Source organism: Pseudoalteromonas umbrosa, assembly GCF_030125375.1.
Lineage (GTDB): Bacteria > Pseudomonadota > Gammaproteobacteria > Enterobacterales > Alteromonadaceae > Pseudoalteromonas > Pseudoalteromonas umbrosa.
Map to the genome: position 1 here is coordinate 1,303,751 of NZ_JASJUU010000001.1, position 14,845 is coordinate 1,318,595.

A 14,845-nucleotide genomic window follows, 5' to 3' on the forward strand; every position below is an offset into this window, starting at 1 on the left:
TTCCATAGGAGATAAGATAGATGGCAGATAAGAAAGCCACAGTCCATATCGATGGGCACGATCCAATCGAACTACCGATTCACTCTGGCACAGCAGGCCAAGACGTTATCGACGTTCGTACTTTAGGTGCTCACGGCTTCTTCACATATGACCCAGGTTTCATGTCGACTGGCTCTTGTGAATCATCTATTACTTACATTGATGGTGCAAAAGGTGTACTTCTTCACCGCGGCTACCCGATTGAACAGCTTGCAGAGCAGTCAAACTACATTGAGCTATGCTACTTACTATTAAATGGTGAGCTACCAAATGCTGATCAGTTAGCAACTTTCTCTGACGAGATCACTCGTAACACTATGATGCACGAGAAAATTGCGGCTTTCTTCCAAGGTTTCCGTGTTGACTCACACCCAATGGCTATGCTTTGTGGTGTAGTAGGCGCACTATCATCTTTCTACCACGATGATTTAGATATTTCAGACTCAGAACAACGTATGCGTTGTGCAACTAAACTAGTAGCTAAGCTACCAACTATTGCAGCGATGGCATACAAGTATAACGTTGGTCAACCTTTCGTATACCCACGTAACGACTTGAGCTACGCAGAAAACTTCCTTCACATGATGTTCTCTGTTCCAGCTGAAGAATACAAAGTAAGCCCGGTTCTTGCAAAAGCGATGGACCGTATTTTCATGCTTCACGCTGACCACGAGCAAAATGCGTCAACGTCTACAGTACGTTTAGCGGGTTCTTCAGGTGCAAACCCTTATGCTTGTATCGCTGCGGGTATCGCGTCACTATGGGGTCCTGCGCACGGTGGTGCAAACGAAGCTTGCTTGACTATGCTTGAAGAAATCGGTTCAGTTGACCGTATTGATGAATACGTAGCAAAAGCAAAAGACAAGAACGACCCATTCCGTCTTATGGGCTTCGGTCACCGTGTTTACAAGAACTTCGACCCGCGCGCTACAGTAATGCGTCAAACATGTCATGAAGTTCTAAAAGAGTTAAACATTCAAGATCCATTACTTGATGTTGCAATGAAACTTGAGCAAATCGCGCTTGAAGACCCATACTTTATCGAGAAAAAGCTTTACCCTAACGTAGACTTCTACTCAGGTATCATCCTTAAAGCTATTGGTATTCCAACAAGCATGTTCACAGTGATCTTTGCTATGTCTCGTACAGTAGGCTGGATTTCACACTGGAACGAAATGCTTTCTCAAGCAGGTCATAAGATCGGTCGCCCTCGTCAGCTATATACTGGCTATACAGCACGCGATTACAAAGACCAAGGTGAGCGTTAATCACTCGCTTTATTTGAAAAAAGAGGCTAATTAGCCTCTTTTTTTATTCATTAATAGACTGCATTTTGGCCAACCCCAACAACTGTACACTTAAATTTACAAATTAACCGCAAAATTATATTTTAGAAAAAGTGTACTTTTTAATAAATTTCGAAGTCATCGCCCACTAAATAATCTACTTTTTCTCGAGTAACAGAGCTTACTTTCGCCATAGCTGGACCTTTTTGTAGCCAACATTCTAACTCGGCTATTTTTTCAGGCTTTCCTGTCACAATAACTTCAACACTTCTATCTGGTAAATTTTTAGCAAATCCAGCCAAGCCTAAAGCTTGAGCTGTTATTTTGGTGTGATACCTAAACCCAACACCTTGTACAGTACCAGTAATAATAAATTTAACAGAGCACATTGCGAATATCTCGTAGGTAATAGGATATAGGGTAGAAGTGATGAGAAACTATTCAAAGAAAAAAAAGCCCAACAATTTACCGTTGGGCATGGTTTTTAAAAAAATAAGTCTTTAAAACTTATAAGCAAACTTAAGATAAGCCTGTCTACCAAGAATACTATGTGTTTTGTTATCTACACCCATTGTTTCAGACGGTGCAAATGGTGCTTCTTCATTAGTCAAGTTGGATGCACCCACTGTCAAGGTTAGTTGGTCATAGCCAATATATGTGACACTTGTGTCTATAGTTGTCCAAGAATCTATTTTAAATTTATTGCCATCGCTATCAGCTAAATCATTATATGAATCAATATAATTCACACTAAAATTAGCTACCCAGTCATCTAATGCCCAATCTACTCGCGCATTCCAACGCATATCTGGGTGCTGGTACTCTCCATTTTCGTCTTCTATAACCGTAATCGGATTGCCATTCGCATCGTTTTGGATCAGCTCTTCATCATAACTCATTACATAAGTAACGTTATAACCAAACTTAAACTCACCCATATCTTGAGTTGGTAACCTGTACTCTAAATCAATATCGATACCATCTGTTTTTCTGCCACCAATATTGACGAATGTATCTTTAATACGACGAATACGACCAGGAGTGCCTCCTGTACTTGGATCTCTAATAACTAGACTTGGGTCGTCGCCACAGCAATCTACAATGTCTTGAGCACCAATTTTTTTAATCAGGTTATCTTGATCATAGTTCCAGTAGTCTAGGCCGATACTAAATTCATCAGATGCCTGCCAAATCACACCTAAATTATAGTTTGTTGACTCTTCAGGCTGTAAGGCTTTATTACCCGCAACATCGGCAGTATATTCAAAAGGTTCGCAATCTAATGGATCTTTGGTAATTTTACAGCGGTCTCGGTCTATAACACTTGGAGACTCTTCTGTTTTACCCAGATGTAACTGTACCAACGAAGGCGCTCTAAACGCTGTCCCCCATGAACCACGTACCACAACCTCTTCAAGTGGAGTCCAACGAAATGCCACTTTTGGATCTGTCGTGTTACCAAAGTCACTGTAATCCTCGTGTCTTAAGGCTAATTGTAATTCTAAGTTTTCAGTCGCTGGCACATTAAATTCTGCGAATATCGCAGTATTGTCTCTGTCACCATTTGCTTGTGTCGCTTCAGTACCAAATATTTCACCGTTTAAATATTGGCTGTCGGGATTATCTTCAATTTTTTCATAGCGATGTTCTAAACCAAACGCAGCGGCAACATAACCGTCACCAAATTCAAATAGCTCTCCTGAAATCGTTGCATCAAAAGATTGCATCGTTGACGCACCATAACGTGTCGTTGTTGTTTCGATTTTATCTAATGCAGCTTGTGAGTTCTGGCTTGGTTCAAACGGGTTCCATTCGCCACTATCAATAGCGGCTTGTGCTCTTAACTTATTGGGGAAACCATCAAAGCCTTTTTCAACCGCACTCGAACGAATTGAAGAATATGCAAATTCCCAATCCCACTCTTTAAACTCGCCACGCATCCCCATTACAGCACGATAATATTCTGAGTCTACGTCTTTTTTACGGTTGCCAATATCAACCGTACGTCGTCGCATTGAGATATTTACACCATGAAGAAAGTGATCGGGTTGGTCCGCAAGTGGATGATTCGGGTTGTCACCATCCATGAATAATTCTGTAAAGCTGGGACTCGCTGCACCTTGTATGAACGTAGATGTATGCTGTGCAGAGAACTCAGCGAAACCTTCAATACCGTCCGTTATCTCTTGTACACCATTATAATTGAAACTAATACGCTCAGTAGATGGGATTAACGTCATATGTGGCGCATAGTCGTAACGACAAATATCACCGATAATCAAGTCCTCTGGGCACTTGTCATTTCCAAACACGTCAGCATACAGAGTTTTTCTCACAATAGTGCCGTCATCTTCAACACGTGCAACATCTAGCCCTTCCCATTGAGCGTCAGTTACTCTGTCCCTAACAACTTCAATACTGCCTGGAATACCCGATGAACTCAGAGCGTTATTACCCCCTCTGAATCTTTGATCTGCCGTAGACGCATAATCTCTATCAGCATAAAACACATCACCGCGTTTGAAGTAATCTAGTGAGAAGTTATGATGCCCTTTGTCTGTTGAGCTACCCCACAATAGTGTAAAGTTTTCTTCTTCTGCACCACCATCAGCTGTGTCAGAAATCTTACCAGCCACTTCAAAGCCATCAATGTCATCACGTAATACAATGTTAATTACGCCGGCAACGGCATCAGAACCATATGTTGCTGACGCACCATCTTTTAAAACATCGATTCTTTTTACCGATGACACTGGAATTGTATTTAAATCAACAAAAGATGTTTCAATGTCTTTAGCAAATGGACTAACAGCAACACGGCGACCATTAATCAATACCAGTGTTGATGAAGCCCCTAAACCTCTTAACGCAACGCTTGAGCCGCCGTTAGCTGTATCATCACTTGAGTTACCTTGTGTACTGAACGTACCAGCACCAGCAACGGGTAGTTTTTGTAAAGCACCGATGAGGTCGGTTGAACCAGTCGCAGCTAAATCCCCTGCTGAGATTGTTTGAATTGGCGATGGCCCTTCGAGATCTGAACGCTTTATATGCGATCCTGTTACTTCAATACGCTCTACTTCATTTTCATTCGCGAAACTTGGACTTGCCCCTCCTAGTAACGCAATACTTACTGCAGATGCAATTAGCGTAATCCCCTTTTTCATTTTTTCTTCTCCGTAGTGTTATTAAATAAAACATATAATTAACCTTTATAACACATAGAAAAAACAATAAAAACACAATTGAGCGGGTATAACTTACAGGTGTTATCGAAGGAAAATAAAAAAGAAATGATTTAAATTATGAAAGGTAAAATAACAGAAATAAAAAAGCCCAACACATTGTGTCAGGCTTAATAGAAAAATTAATTGTATATAGTTTACAATGCAGCTCTATGAATTTGCTGAACAAACTGCTTAACAGGTAAGTTATTACATTTCAAGCTTCTCGCTTGACCGCGATAGGTTTTAAGACTATCCAAACCTTCTTTCGCAGCCTTCATGCAAAGCTCAGTTGCAACTGACGTATTTTTAGCAACTAGCTTAGCCTTACTAGTTTGATTAACAACTTGAACATCACTTTGCGTTTTTGCGAATGTGCGAATATCTTCACCATTGCATTTTACTGTTTCTGAAAATCGCGAGATAAATACGCCTTGCTGAGCACCTTCTTTGCGTGCAGCTCTCAAGCCTTGATTTGCAGCAACCTCACATACTTTTGAGATTGCAGATGCATTATTCGCTTTAAAGCTTTGAGCTTGAGTTGCAAAAGCAGTCGTAGATGTAAGAGTAATAAGTGCAGCAACAGTGAAAGATTTAAACATAATTTACCTCGGATGAACGAATTGCTGCGCATTATATAACCAAAAATTACGCTGTAAATGATAAAAACAAACTTTTTTGAACATTTAATGATCAATTAACATATTCATAATCACATCGCTTTAACTATGCAAACCGATCTAAAAAATTAACAAACAAGACATGAGGATCTGTAAACTTTTCAACTATCTTACCGGCAAAAGTGTTAAACTCTTTTTTATTTAAAAATGATTCTCAAATATGAAAATTATCTCTTTCAATATCAATGGTCTTAGAGCAAGACTTCACCAACTCCAAGCAGTTATCGACAAACATCAGCCAGATGTAATTGGACTTCAAGAAATAAAAGTCCATGATGAAGCATTCCCTATCGACGATGTAGAAGCCATGGGTTACAACGTTTATTTTCATGGCCAAAAAGCCCACTATGGCGTTGCTTTACTTTCAAAGAAACCAGCAAAATCTATTCTGAAGGGTTTTGCGACAGATACTGAAGAAGCGCAGAAACGTATGATCACGGGTGTTTTCGAAAGCGAGAATGGGAAAGAAGTCACTATTATGAACGGCTATTTTCCACAAGGCGATAACATCAGTCATGAGACTAAATTCCCATATAAACGTCAATTTTATAAAGATTTAATGACTCACCTCAATAACAATGAATCTCCAGAGGCTAATCTTGTCGTTATGGGCGATATTAATATCTCACCTACAGACAGTGATATCGGTATTGGCGAACCAAATATGAAACGCTGGCTAAAAACCGGTAAATGCTCATTCCAGCCAGAAGAGCGTGAGTGGCTAAAAACACTGATGGATTGGGGATTAAAAGACACCTTTAGAGAGCTGACACCTGATGCTCAAGAGAAATACTCATGGTTTGATTATCGCTCTAAAGGCTTTAACGATAATAGAGGGCTGCGAATTGATGTAGTGCTTGCAACAGAGAGCTTAATGGCAACCTGTACAGAAAGTGATATTGATTATGAGCTTAGAGGTATTGAAAAGCCTTCAGATCACGCGCCGATTTGGGCTACTTTCGATATTTAAGCACAGAGATAGTTTGCCCTAATAATGACAGGTAACATTTTATGGCAACTATACTGTTTTCTTTGTTCGCATTTGTAGTTAGTTTTGATAAAACACAACTATTAACACTACTCAAAACACCGCAAAGACAAACAGGTGTATTATGTTGTGCGCTTGTTATGGCTATTTTATGGAAAATACAAGCGGGGATCCTACCCTATTTGGATATTCATATATTGGCCATAACAACAGTTACTTTGGTGCTTGGCTGGCGACTATCTTTAATCAGCACACTATTGGCTTCCTTACTCCACTTCGCCTTTGCCAAAACACCCGTTGATTTTTTCTCGTTTTGGTTATTAACAGGGATTATTCCTGTCTACATCAGTTATGGTCTTTTTGTTATTTGCTACCAATACCTACCAAAACATTTTTTTATATATATTTTTGTATGCGCATTTATTTGCGCAGGCGTTGTTGCTGCCTGTAAAATACTAATTACCAGCGTTTACTATTGGACCCTAGGCCTATACGACTGGCAAACGCTGCAATACAACTATATGTTTTACTCAGTGATCATGTGGTTCCCTGAAGCCATGTTAAATGGCATGGCCATCACATTAATGATCACTTATCGTCCTAATTGGGTTAGGACTTTTTATGACCAGGAATATTTAGATAGATGACAATAGATTACCGCTGCCCTATTTGCTCAGAGGCATTAACACAGACAAACAATACACTGGGCTGCATCAACCGTCATCAATTCGACTTTGCAAAAGAAGGCTATATCAATTTATTGCCTGTACAGTTTAAACGCTCTAAGCAACCAGGCGATAACCTCGATATGGTTCAGGCCAGACGTGCATTTTTTGCTACAAGTCACTACCACTTTTTACAGCAATCTCTTGCAGCGCTTATCACAAATAAAGCTCCTAATGTCGTGATAGACCTTGGTTGTGGAGAAGGTTTCTACACTCACGCAATCGCGGCTCAAATGCCAGATTCGACCCAAGTGTATGGATTAGATATCAGTAAACCTGCTGTAAAATATGCAGCAAAACGTTATGAGAAACCACACTTTAGCGTCGCTTCAAGTAAAGACGCACCATTTAAGGACAAACAAGCAAATGTGGTATTAAGTATCTTCGCACCAGTATTTGCACAAGAATCTGCTCGTTTGTTGCAAGACGATGGTACACTCATCGTTGTTGGACCTGGCCCCAAGCATTTGTTTGAACTAAAACAAAAAATTTATGATAACGTGCACTTACATGAAGCCCCGGATTGTCCACAAGGCTTTGAAGTGATTGAACAAACATTGGTTGAAGATAATCAGGCAGTCGCGACTGATATTGTTGAACACTTAATTCAAATGACGCCTTTTGCATGGAAATTTAAAGCTTCTCACTACGAAGAGCTCTCTCGCAAAGACGTTCATGATATTACATTTTCATTTTTGGTCACACAGTATCAAAAAGTCTGAACTTCAATATAAATTGGCCCATTATCATAAATAGTGGGCCTAATTGACTTCCCAACACGCAGCTTTTAAAGGTTTTCTTTAGTGAAAGCTTTATCCATCTTGTCAAACATATCACTAAGCAATTTGGCCAGCTCACGATAAGTTGGCTTTCGAGTACAAATGTCCCCTTGATAACCATTGGCAACCATTTTTTGATATAGATCTCGATACCAAGAGTTCAAGGCAGGGGTTAATGACGTCTCACATCGCTTTCCTAACCATAGCAACCCTTGTACTGGCAGCGTTAGAAAAAACAATGCAATCGCTATTGATTGAGGTAAATATTCCATCCCAAGCAAGCTTGTTTGAAAAAAAACAGTAAACATCGCTAAAATTGGCATCGTCTGTAAAGCCAGATCCGTAGCCCTAATCACTCTAAACTCGGGAAATAAAGGCGCGAGTTCCTTACGCATTGGCCACTCTTTGGCATATTGTCGGCCCAGTTGCACTTGTGAAATAAGACTTTTCTGCATCATAACTCCTAGGTGCTAACTTTTCTCAAAAAAATAAGGTAAAATTACGGTCATTCATGTCAATTATACCTTAGTATTAAGTGTAATGCTGAATGAACGTCATCATTTAGCTTAATACGCAACTACTCTTATTGTCAAAACGGAAAGTCATTATGTCATCGTCGCATGTTTTGGTCCTCAATTGTGGCAGCTCTAGCCTCAAATTTGCAATCATAGACTCGAGCTCTGCAAAAGAGCATTTATCCGGGTTAGCGGAACGCTTAGGTGAAGAATCACCTCAAATCAAATATAAAGTTAATGGCCAAAAGCACATTATTTCTCTGTCAAATGGCGATGCCCACGAAGTCGCCATAAACAAACTGGTTGAACTGGTAAAGTCGTTAAAGCTCGATCAACAGCTTGTTGCTGTTGGACACCGCGTTGTGCATGGTGGTGAACATTTCACCAAATCAGCACTTATAGACGACACAGTGCTTGAAGCAATCAAGCAAACAGCAACACTTGCACCTTTGCACAACCCAGCTAACTTACTGGGTATTGAAGCCGCTACGGAAGCGTTTTCAACACTCCCTCAAATTGCTGTTTTTGACACTGCTTTCCATCAAACAATGGATGCAACCGCATTTTTATATGCATTGCCATATGAGTTGTACGAAAAACACAGTATTAGACGCTATGGTTTCCACGGAACCAGTCATTACTACGTATCGGCACAAGCCATCGAACAATTAGGCTTGGGTGAGCAATCTTCTAAAATTGTTACTGCGCACCTTGGTAACGGATGCTCTGTTTGTGCCGTTAAAGATGGCAAATCAGTAGATACCAGCATGGGCTTAACACCTTTAGAGGGCCTTGTAATGGGCACACGAAGCGGTGATATTGATCCAGGCTTATTTGCCTACCTAGTTAACCAGCTTGGTTATTCTGCAGCACAGATCGACACTTTATTGAATAAAGAAAGTGGTTTACTTGGCATTAGTGAGCTGTCAAACGACTGCCGCACAATCGAAGAAAGTGCTTCTCAAGGTCATGAAAAAGCAAAACTAGCTTTAGACATATTCTGCTTCCGACTTGCAAAGCAAATTGCAAGTTTTGCTGTACCGCTTGGTGGGATTGATGCCTTAGTATTTACTGGTGGTATCGGTGAAAACTCTGATGTGATCCGCGCAAGTGTTGTCAACCAGTTAAGCTTCCTAGGCTTCAACTTAAACAATGAGCGAAACTTAGCAGCACGATTTGGCAGCGAAGGCGTAATCACGGAAGGCTCGTCTAAGCCTATCGCTATGGTTATACCAACTAATGAAGAGCTTGTTATTGCACAAGATGCGGCAACACTTGCTGGGGAGCAATAATTATGGGTCGTAGGATCATGCTTATTCCAATCTCAACTGGGGTTGGTTTAACATCTGTTTCTGTCGGTTTAGTACGAGCTTTAGAGCAAAAAGCAGTGAAAGTTAACTTTTTCAAACCGATTGCTCAGCCTCGAAATGCTGATGTCGGTCCAGAAAAGTCGACTTTAATCATCAAGCAAGGTTCATCAATTGAGCCCCCTACACCTTTTGAACTGCATTATGCAGAGCAAATGATTGGTGATGGTAAAGGCGACGATTTGCTAGAGGAAATCGTTGAGCGCTTTGAAAGCAGCGTACAAGATGATGAAGTCGCCATCATTGAAGGTATGGTGCCAACACGTAAGCAACCCTACGCTGGTCGTGTAAACCGAGAAATAGCCCAAACATTAGGCGCAGATATCGTGTTTGTCTTAACACCAGGCAACGACACCAACGACCAACTTGAAGACCGTTTAGAGATCGCCTCAGGCAACTATGGTGGGATAGACCATGCAAGAGTATTAGGTTGTATTTTCAATAAGGTGAACGCGCCGCTAGATGAAGATGGACGTGCTCGCGCTGATTTGGTTGACCAACATGAACCAGAACAACTTGAAAACGAGATGAACCGTTTGGCTTCATTGCCAATCTTCCGCAAACATCCGTTTATGTTGCTTGGCGCTATCCCTTGGGATTTCGATCTTGTTGCACCACGAGTTAGAGATCTAAGTGAATATCTACAAGCCGAAGTCATTAATGAAGGTGATATGGCTCACAGACGTCTTCGCCGCGTTACATTTTGTGCTCGTACAGTGTCCAACATACTAAACCACTTTACACCTGGTGCTCTTCTGGTGACTCCTGGTGACCGTTCAGATATTTTGGTTGCCGCATGCTTATCTGCGATGAATGGTACTAAATTGGGGGCAATTCTACTGACTGGTGGCTTCAAGCCTGAGCCGAGAATCATGGAACTGTGCGAGCAAGCAATGAATACCGGCTTGCCAATCCTTGCAACCGAAGCAGATACATGGAGAACATCGTTATTACTGCATAACTTCAATATGGAAGTACCTGCGGACGATGAACAACGCATTGATAAGGTGAAGCAACACAACGCTGATCATATCGACCCAGATTGGCTAGATAGTTTATCTCAAGGTGTTGCTCGCACCAGAAAGCTCTCGCCACCGGCATTTAGATTCATGCTGACGGATCAAGCACGTAGAGCAAACAAAACCATTGTATTACCAGAGGGCAATGAACCACGCACAATCAAAGCGGCAGCAATTTGTGGTGAGCGAGGCATCGCGAAAACGGTCTTACTTGGTGATAATGAAGAGATCCAACGTATTGCAGCGCAACGAGGTGTAGTGTTAAACGAAAACATCACCATTGTTGACCCAAGCCAAGCGGTTGATAAGTATATTTCACCTATGGTTGAACTGCGTAAGAACAAAGGGCTAACTGAAGTCGTCGCTGCTGAACAACTGCAAGACAACGTCGTACTTGGTACCATGATGTTAGCTGAGAATGAAGTAGATGGGCTTGTATCTGGTGCAGTCAATACAACTGCAAATACCATTCGTCCACCTCTTCAGTTGATCAAAACTGCACCAGACTCTTCTTTGGTCAGTTCTGTGTTTTTCATGTTGTTACCGGATCAAGTACTCGTTTATGGCGACTGTGCAATTAACCCAGATCCTACTGCTGAGCAATTGGCTGATATCGCTATTCAATCTGCTGATTCAGCAGCTGCATTTGGTATCGAACCAAAAGTTGCGATGATTAGCTACAGTACAGGGACTTCGGGCCAAGGAGCCGATGTTGATAAAGTAAGAGAAGCAACGGAGTTAGCACAGCAAAAACGCCCAGATTTAGATATTGATGGCCCATTACAATATGACGCAGCGATTATGGAAAACGTCGCGCGTAAAAAGGCGCCAAATAGTAAAGTAGCAGGTAAAGCAACTGTATTTGTATTTCCTGATCTAAACACGGGTAATACAACATACAAAGCAGTACAGCGAAGCGCGGAGCTCATTAGTATTGGCCCTATGCTTCAAGGGATGAGAAAGCCTGTAAATGACTTAAGTCGCGGTGCACTGGTTGATGATATCGTTTATACGATTGCATTGACGGCTATCCAAGCGGCTCAACGCACATAAATAGCCTTTCTTAACGCTATCAAGGGAGTAGGCAATCTCTACTCCCTAAATAAAAAGGTTTCTTTTCCTTTTGCTTGCCTATAATATGAAAGAGTCGATGCAGTTAGAGCGCAAGTATGTCAAAACAAACGCTACAAATACTACAACAAGACTTTACGATTCATAGCCTAGATAGTGATGAGAGCATTCCTAGTAATGTGCTCAAATCTAATATCTTTTTTATTGCTAAAACAACTGAAGAATTATCAATCGTTTGCCCTTCAGACATCAAAGTAGATAGCTTCGCCGCAGAGCCTTACTGGAGAGCTATTGAAATTATCGGTCCTTTGGGTTTCTCATTAACCGGGATCATGTCTAACATATCTGGAGTTCTTGCTGGTGCAAATGTGTCTATATTTTCCATTTCAACATACGACACAGATTATATTCTAGTTAAAGAACAGCAGCTTAATAATGCAATTCAAGCACTCAGAAAAGACGGTTACCTTTTTGTTTAATGATATTTTCTAAACCCATTAATTACGCACCAATAACGCAAATTGCCAATCCCCTGTTACATATTGCCAGCCCGTTTACTGGAAAAGTTTTTCCATTGACGAACCATCCTTTATCATTGTTTTCAACTGGCATGATTGGAAGCGGCGTTTGTGTAAAAATGAACCAAGCACTGATGATGTCACCCTGCAATGGCAAAATAATAAAGGTTGGTCAACAAGGATGTGAATTTGTGATCCGTGCAGAGTCTGGATTGCATTTACTACTTCACCTCAGTATTCCTAATGAATACCGGAAAATGGAAAACCTCATTAAACACTCTGTTGGGCAAAAACACATCATCACTGGCGATATTCTCTGCTACTTTGATATTCCACAAGATTTGCCTATTACTGGCACTCTCATAATTCTCAATGCAGATAAATTAGGCCCGTGTTATTATCCGCTAAATCAAGTCAACGCGGGCAAAGATCCGCTAATAACATTATCAAGAGCTAGTAAATTATGAGCATAGTTTTATACGGTATTCCTAATTGTGACACAATTAAAAAAGCAAAAAAGTTCCTTCAAGAGCAAAATATCGAGTTTGCTTTTCATGATTACCGAAAAGACGGTTTAACACCTGCACTGCTAGACAGCTTTGTCGCAAAGCTTGGATGGGAAACAGTATTAAATAAACGTGGTACTACTTACAGAGCCCTTAGCGACGAGCAAAAGCAAACGTTGGATGAAGCATCTGCAAAGCAATACATGCTCGACGCACCTGCGATGATCAAGCGTCCTATTTTACAAGTTGACACTGAGCTACACATTGGCTTCAAAGCAGCCCAATATCAAGAGATTTTTAAATGAGCCAAAGCCAACTTAGCGAAGTTCTTGAACTTGCCTCAGCACTGATCCAACGTCAATCAGTCACACCTGAAGATGCCGGATGCCAAAACTTAATGAACAGCCGTCTTGAAAAGCTAGGGTTTAAAATTGAAGAGCTATTTTTCACTGATACTCTAAATACATGGGCGAGAAAAGGCAGCCAGAGCCCCCATTTTTGCTTTGCTGGACATACGGATGTCGTACCAATTGGCGACGAAAAAGACTGGCGTCATCCTCCATTTGCTGGGTTGGTTGAAGACGGCATTTTACATGGCAGAGGTGCAGCTGACATGAAGGGGTCGCTCGCCGCTATGGTTGTTGCGACCGAGCGATTTGTTTCCAAGCATCCGAACCATCAAGGCTCGATCAGCTTTTTAATCACATCAGACGAAGAAGGGCCATTTATAAATGGGACCACCAAGGTCGTCGATTTACTTGAAGCGCGTAATGAAAAAATAGATATGTGCCTTGTAGGTGAGCCTTCATCTAGAGAAACATTAGGCGATGTAGTCAAAAATGGTCGCAGAGGTTCCTTAACTGGCTATTTAACCGTGAAAGGCATTCAAGGCCATGTCGCTTATCCCCACCTTGCTAAAAACCCAATTCATGATGTCGCACCAGCACTTACTGAGCTGAGCAATAAAGAATGGGATACGGGCAACGCGTTTTTCCCTGCTACCAGTTTTCAAATTTCAAATATTAACGGTGGTACAGGGGCTGGCAATGTCATCCCTGGTACTGTTGATGTGCAGTTCAACTTCAGATTCAGTACAGAATCCACTGTAGAGCAGCTACAAGATGGCGTAAATTCGATATTAAAAGCGCACGATCTAGATTATGAACTTAGCTGGACAGTAAATGGCTTACCCTTTTTGACCGAGCCTGGTGAGCTACTCAACGTTACGTTAGACGCTATCAAAGAAGTCACCGGTATAGAAGCAAACCCTGAAACAACAGGCGGTACATCTGACGGTCGATTTATCGCACAAACAGGTTGCAAAGTCATTGAACTTGGCCCTGTGAATAAGACAATCCACCAAGTAGACGAACAAGTTTGTGCCAAATCTCTAGACGATTTAGCGCTCATCTACGAATCTATTCTTGAAAAGCTCTTGGTAAAAGCGTAATGAATAACGTTGCGCTTCAAGCACTTGGATTAGACTTATCTCATTTAGTTGAGTATCAAGATAAATTTGTCCACAAAGAGGTAATCAAGGACTTAGATGCCCTTAATAAAGCAGCCAAAGCAGCTGGATTTGCATTTTCAATTGCATCAGCACATAGAGATTTCCAGCGTCAAGCCATAATTTGGAATGCTAAATTTAGTGGCAAACGCCCTATTCTGGATAAAAATAACTCACCTGTTGATATTACTTCTCTGAGTGACGAAAAAATTGTCGAGGCGATAATGCTGTTTTCAGCTCTGCCAGGAACAAGCCGGCATCATTTTGGCAGTGATCTGGATGTATACGCCAGTAACTGTCTAGGTTCTGGAGAGTCTTTACAGCTTGAACCTTGGGAGTATCAATCAGGTGGCCCATTTGATGAATTTTCATGCTGGCTTGATGCATCAATGCCACTATTCGGATTTTTTAAGCCGTACGATACATACAGAGGCGGAGTTGCTGCTGAGCCTTGGCATATCAGCCATCTGGAGACCGCACATATATTAGAGAAACATGTATCACTAAACACGATCGAGCAAGTGATCACTGAGCGAGATGTTTTGGGAAAAGAAGCGATATTAGCAAATCTACCAAAATTATATTCTCAGTTTATTACCAATATCGCAAAGGGCTAAATGC

The 14,845-nt window shown here is 41.2% G+C and carries 15 protein-coding genes; 11 read left to right on the forward strand and 4 right to left on the reverse strand.

Annotated elements, in window-relative coordinates:
- Nucleotides 1-20: 20 nt before the first annotated feature.
- A complete protein-coding gene (locus QNM16_RS05590) occupies nucleotides 21-1,307 on the forward strand; it encodes a citrate synthase (RefSeq protein WP_284019568.1) in 1,287 nt (428 codons plus the stop codon).
- A 140-nt stretch (nucleotides 1,308-1,447) separates the two neighbouring features.
- Here QNM16_RS05590 and yccX read toward each other — a convergent pair whose 3' ends face one another.
- From yccX to QNM16_RS05605, 3 genes are all read right to left on the reverse strand, one after another.
- Nucleotides 1,448-1,714: an acylphosphatase gene (gene yccX, locus QNM16_RS05595; protein ID WP_284019569.1), complete on the reverse strand. Its 267-nt coding sequence runs from the start codon at nucleotides 1,712-1,714 to the stop codon at nucleotides 1,448-1,450.
- Between the two features lie 111 nt (nucleotides 1,715-1,825).
- On the reverse strand, nucleotides 1,826-4,492 hold the full coding sequence (locus tag QNM16_RS05600; RefSeq protein WP_284019570.1) for a TonB-dependent receptor plug domain-containing protein: 2,667 nt from the start codon (nucleotides 4,490-4,492) through the stop codon (nucleotides 1,826-1,828).
- Nucleotides 4,493-4,707: 215 nt separating this feature from the next.
- Nucleotides 4,708-5,151 carry an exonuclease III gene (locus QNM16_RS05605; RefSeq protein ID WP_284019571.1) on the reverse strand — a complete coding sequence of 148 codons (444 nt, stop codon included), beginning with the start codon at nucleotides 5,149-5,151 and terminating at the stop codon, nucleotides 4,708-4,710.
- Nucleotides 5,152-5,389: 238 nt separating this feature from the next.
- Here QNM16_RS05605 and xthA point away from each other — a divergent pair, with 238 nt between their 5' ends.
- From xthA to rlmA, 3 genes are read left to right on the forward strand one after another with little or no spacing between them, the layout of a single operon-like run.
- Nucleotides 5,390-6,199: an exodeoxyribonuclease III gene (xthA, locus tag QNM16_RS05610; RefSeq protein WP_284019572.1), complete on the forward strand. Its 810-nt coding sequence runs from the start codon at nucleotides 5,390-5,392 to the stop codon at nucleotides 6,197-6,199.
- A gap of 41 nt (nucleotides 6,200-6,240) precedes the next feature.
- Nucleotides 6,241-6,864 carry a hypothetical protein gene (locus QNM16_RS05615; protein WP_284019573.1) on the forward strand — a complete coding sequence of 208 codons (624 nt, stop codon included), beginning with the start codon at nucleotides 6,241-6,243 and terminating at the stop codon, nucleotides 6,862-6,864.
- A complete protein-coding gene (gene rlmA / locus QNM16_RS05620) occupies nucleotides 6,861-7,664 on the forward strand; it encodes a 23S rRNA (guanine(745)-N(1))-methyltransferase (protein ID WP_284019574.1) in 804 nt (267 codons plus the stop codon). The genes QNM16_RS05615 and rlmA overlap by 4 nt, the downstream gene beginning before the upstream one ends.
- A 65-nt stretch (nucleotides 7,665-7,729) precedes the next feature.
- Here the strand turns inward: rlmA and yfbV are convergent, their stop codons facing one another.
- Entirely contained in the window at nucleotides 7,730-8,176 is a 447-nt protein-coding gene (gene yfbV / locus QNM16_RS05625; RefSeq protein ID WP_284019892.1) for a terminus macrodomain insulation protein YfbV, read from the reverse strand.
- 152 nt (nucleotides 8,177-8,328) lie between these two features.
- Between yfbV and QNM16_RS05630 the strand changes: the two genes are divergently transcribed.
- The 7 genes from QNM16_RS05630 to QNM16_RS05660 all read left to right on the forward strand — a co-directional run bounded on the left by QNM16_RS05630 (nucleotide 8,329) and on the right by QNM16_RS05660 (nucleotide 14,841).
- Nucleotides 8,329-9,528 (forward strand): acetate kinase, encoded by a 1,200-nt coding sequence (locus tag QNM16_RS05630; RefSeq protein ID WP_284019575.1) that lies wholly within the window; start codon nucleotides 8,329-8,331, stop codon nucleotides 9,526-9,528.
- A 2-nt stretch (nucleotides 9,529-9,530) separates the two neighbouring features.
- The gene (pta, locus tag QNM16_RS05635; RefSeq protein ID WP_284019576.1) at nucleotides 9,531-11,675 is read left to right on the forward strand and encodes a phosphate acetyltransferase; all 2,145 of its coding nucleotides are present in this window, start codon (nucleotides 9,531-9,533) and stop codon (nucleotides 11,673-11,675) included.
- 116 nt (nucleotides 11,676-11,791) lie between these two features.
- A complete protein-coding gene (locus tag QNM16_RS05640; RefSeq protein ID WP_284019577.1) occupies nucleotides 11,792-12,172 on the forward strand; it encodes an ACT domain-containing protein in 381 nt (126 codons plus the stop codon).
- A complete protein-coding gene (locus QNM16_RS05645; protein WP_284019578.1) occupies nucleotides 12,172-12,678 on the forward strand; it encodes a PTS glucose transporter subunit IIA in 507 nt (168 codons plus the stop codon). Before QNM16_RS05640 ends, QNM16_RS05645 begins: the two co-directional genes overlap by 1 nt.
- Complete coding sequence (locus tag QNM16_RS05650) at nucleotides 12,675-13,022, forward strand: ArsC family reductase (protein WP_284019579.1); 348 nt, start codon at nucleotides 12,675-12,677, stop codon at nucleotides 13,020-13,022. Before QNM16_RS05645 ends, QNM16_RS05650 begins: the two co-directional genes overlap by 4 nt.
- Nucleotides 13,019-14,167: a succinyl-diaminopimelate desuccinylase gene (dapE, locus tag QNM16_RS05655; RefSeq protein WP_284019580.1), complete on the forward strand. Its 1,149-nt coding sequence runs from the start codon at nucleotides 13,019-13,021 to the stop codon at nucleotides 14,165-14,167. The genes QNM16_RS05650 and dapE overlap by 4 nt, the downstream gene beginning before the upstream one ends.
- A complete protein-coding gene (locus tag QNM16_RS05660; protein ID WP_284019581.1) occupies nucleotides 14,167-14,841 on the forward strand; it encodes a M15 family metallopeptidase in 675 nt (224 codons plus the stop codon). Before dapE ends, QNM16_RS05660 begins: the two co-directional genes overlap by 1 nt.
- The last annotated feature ends 4 nt before the right edge of the window (nucleotides 14,842-14,845 follow it).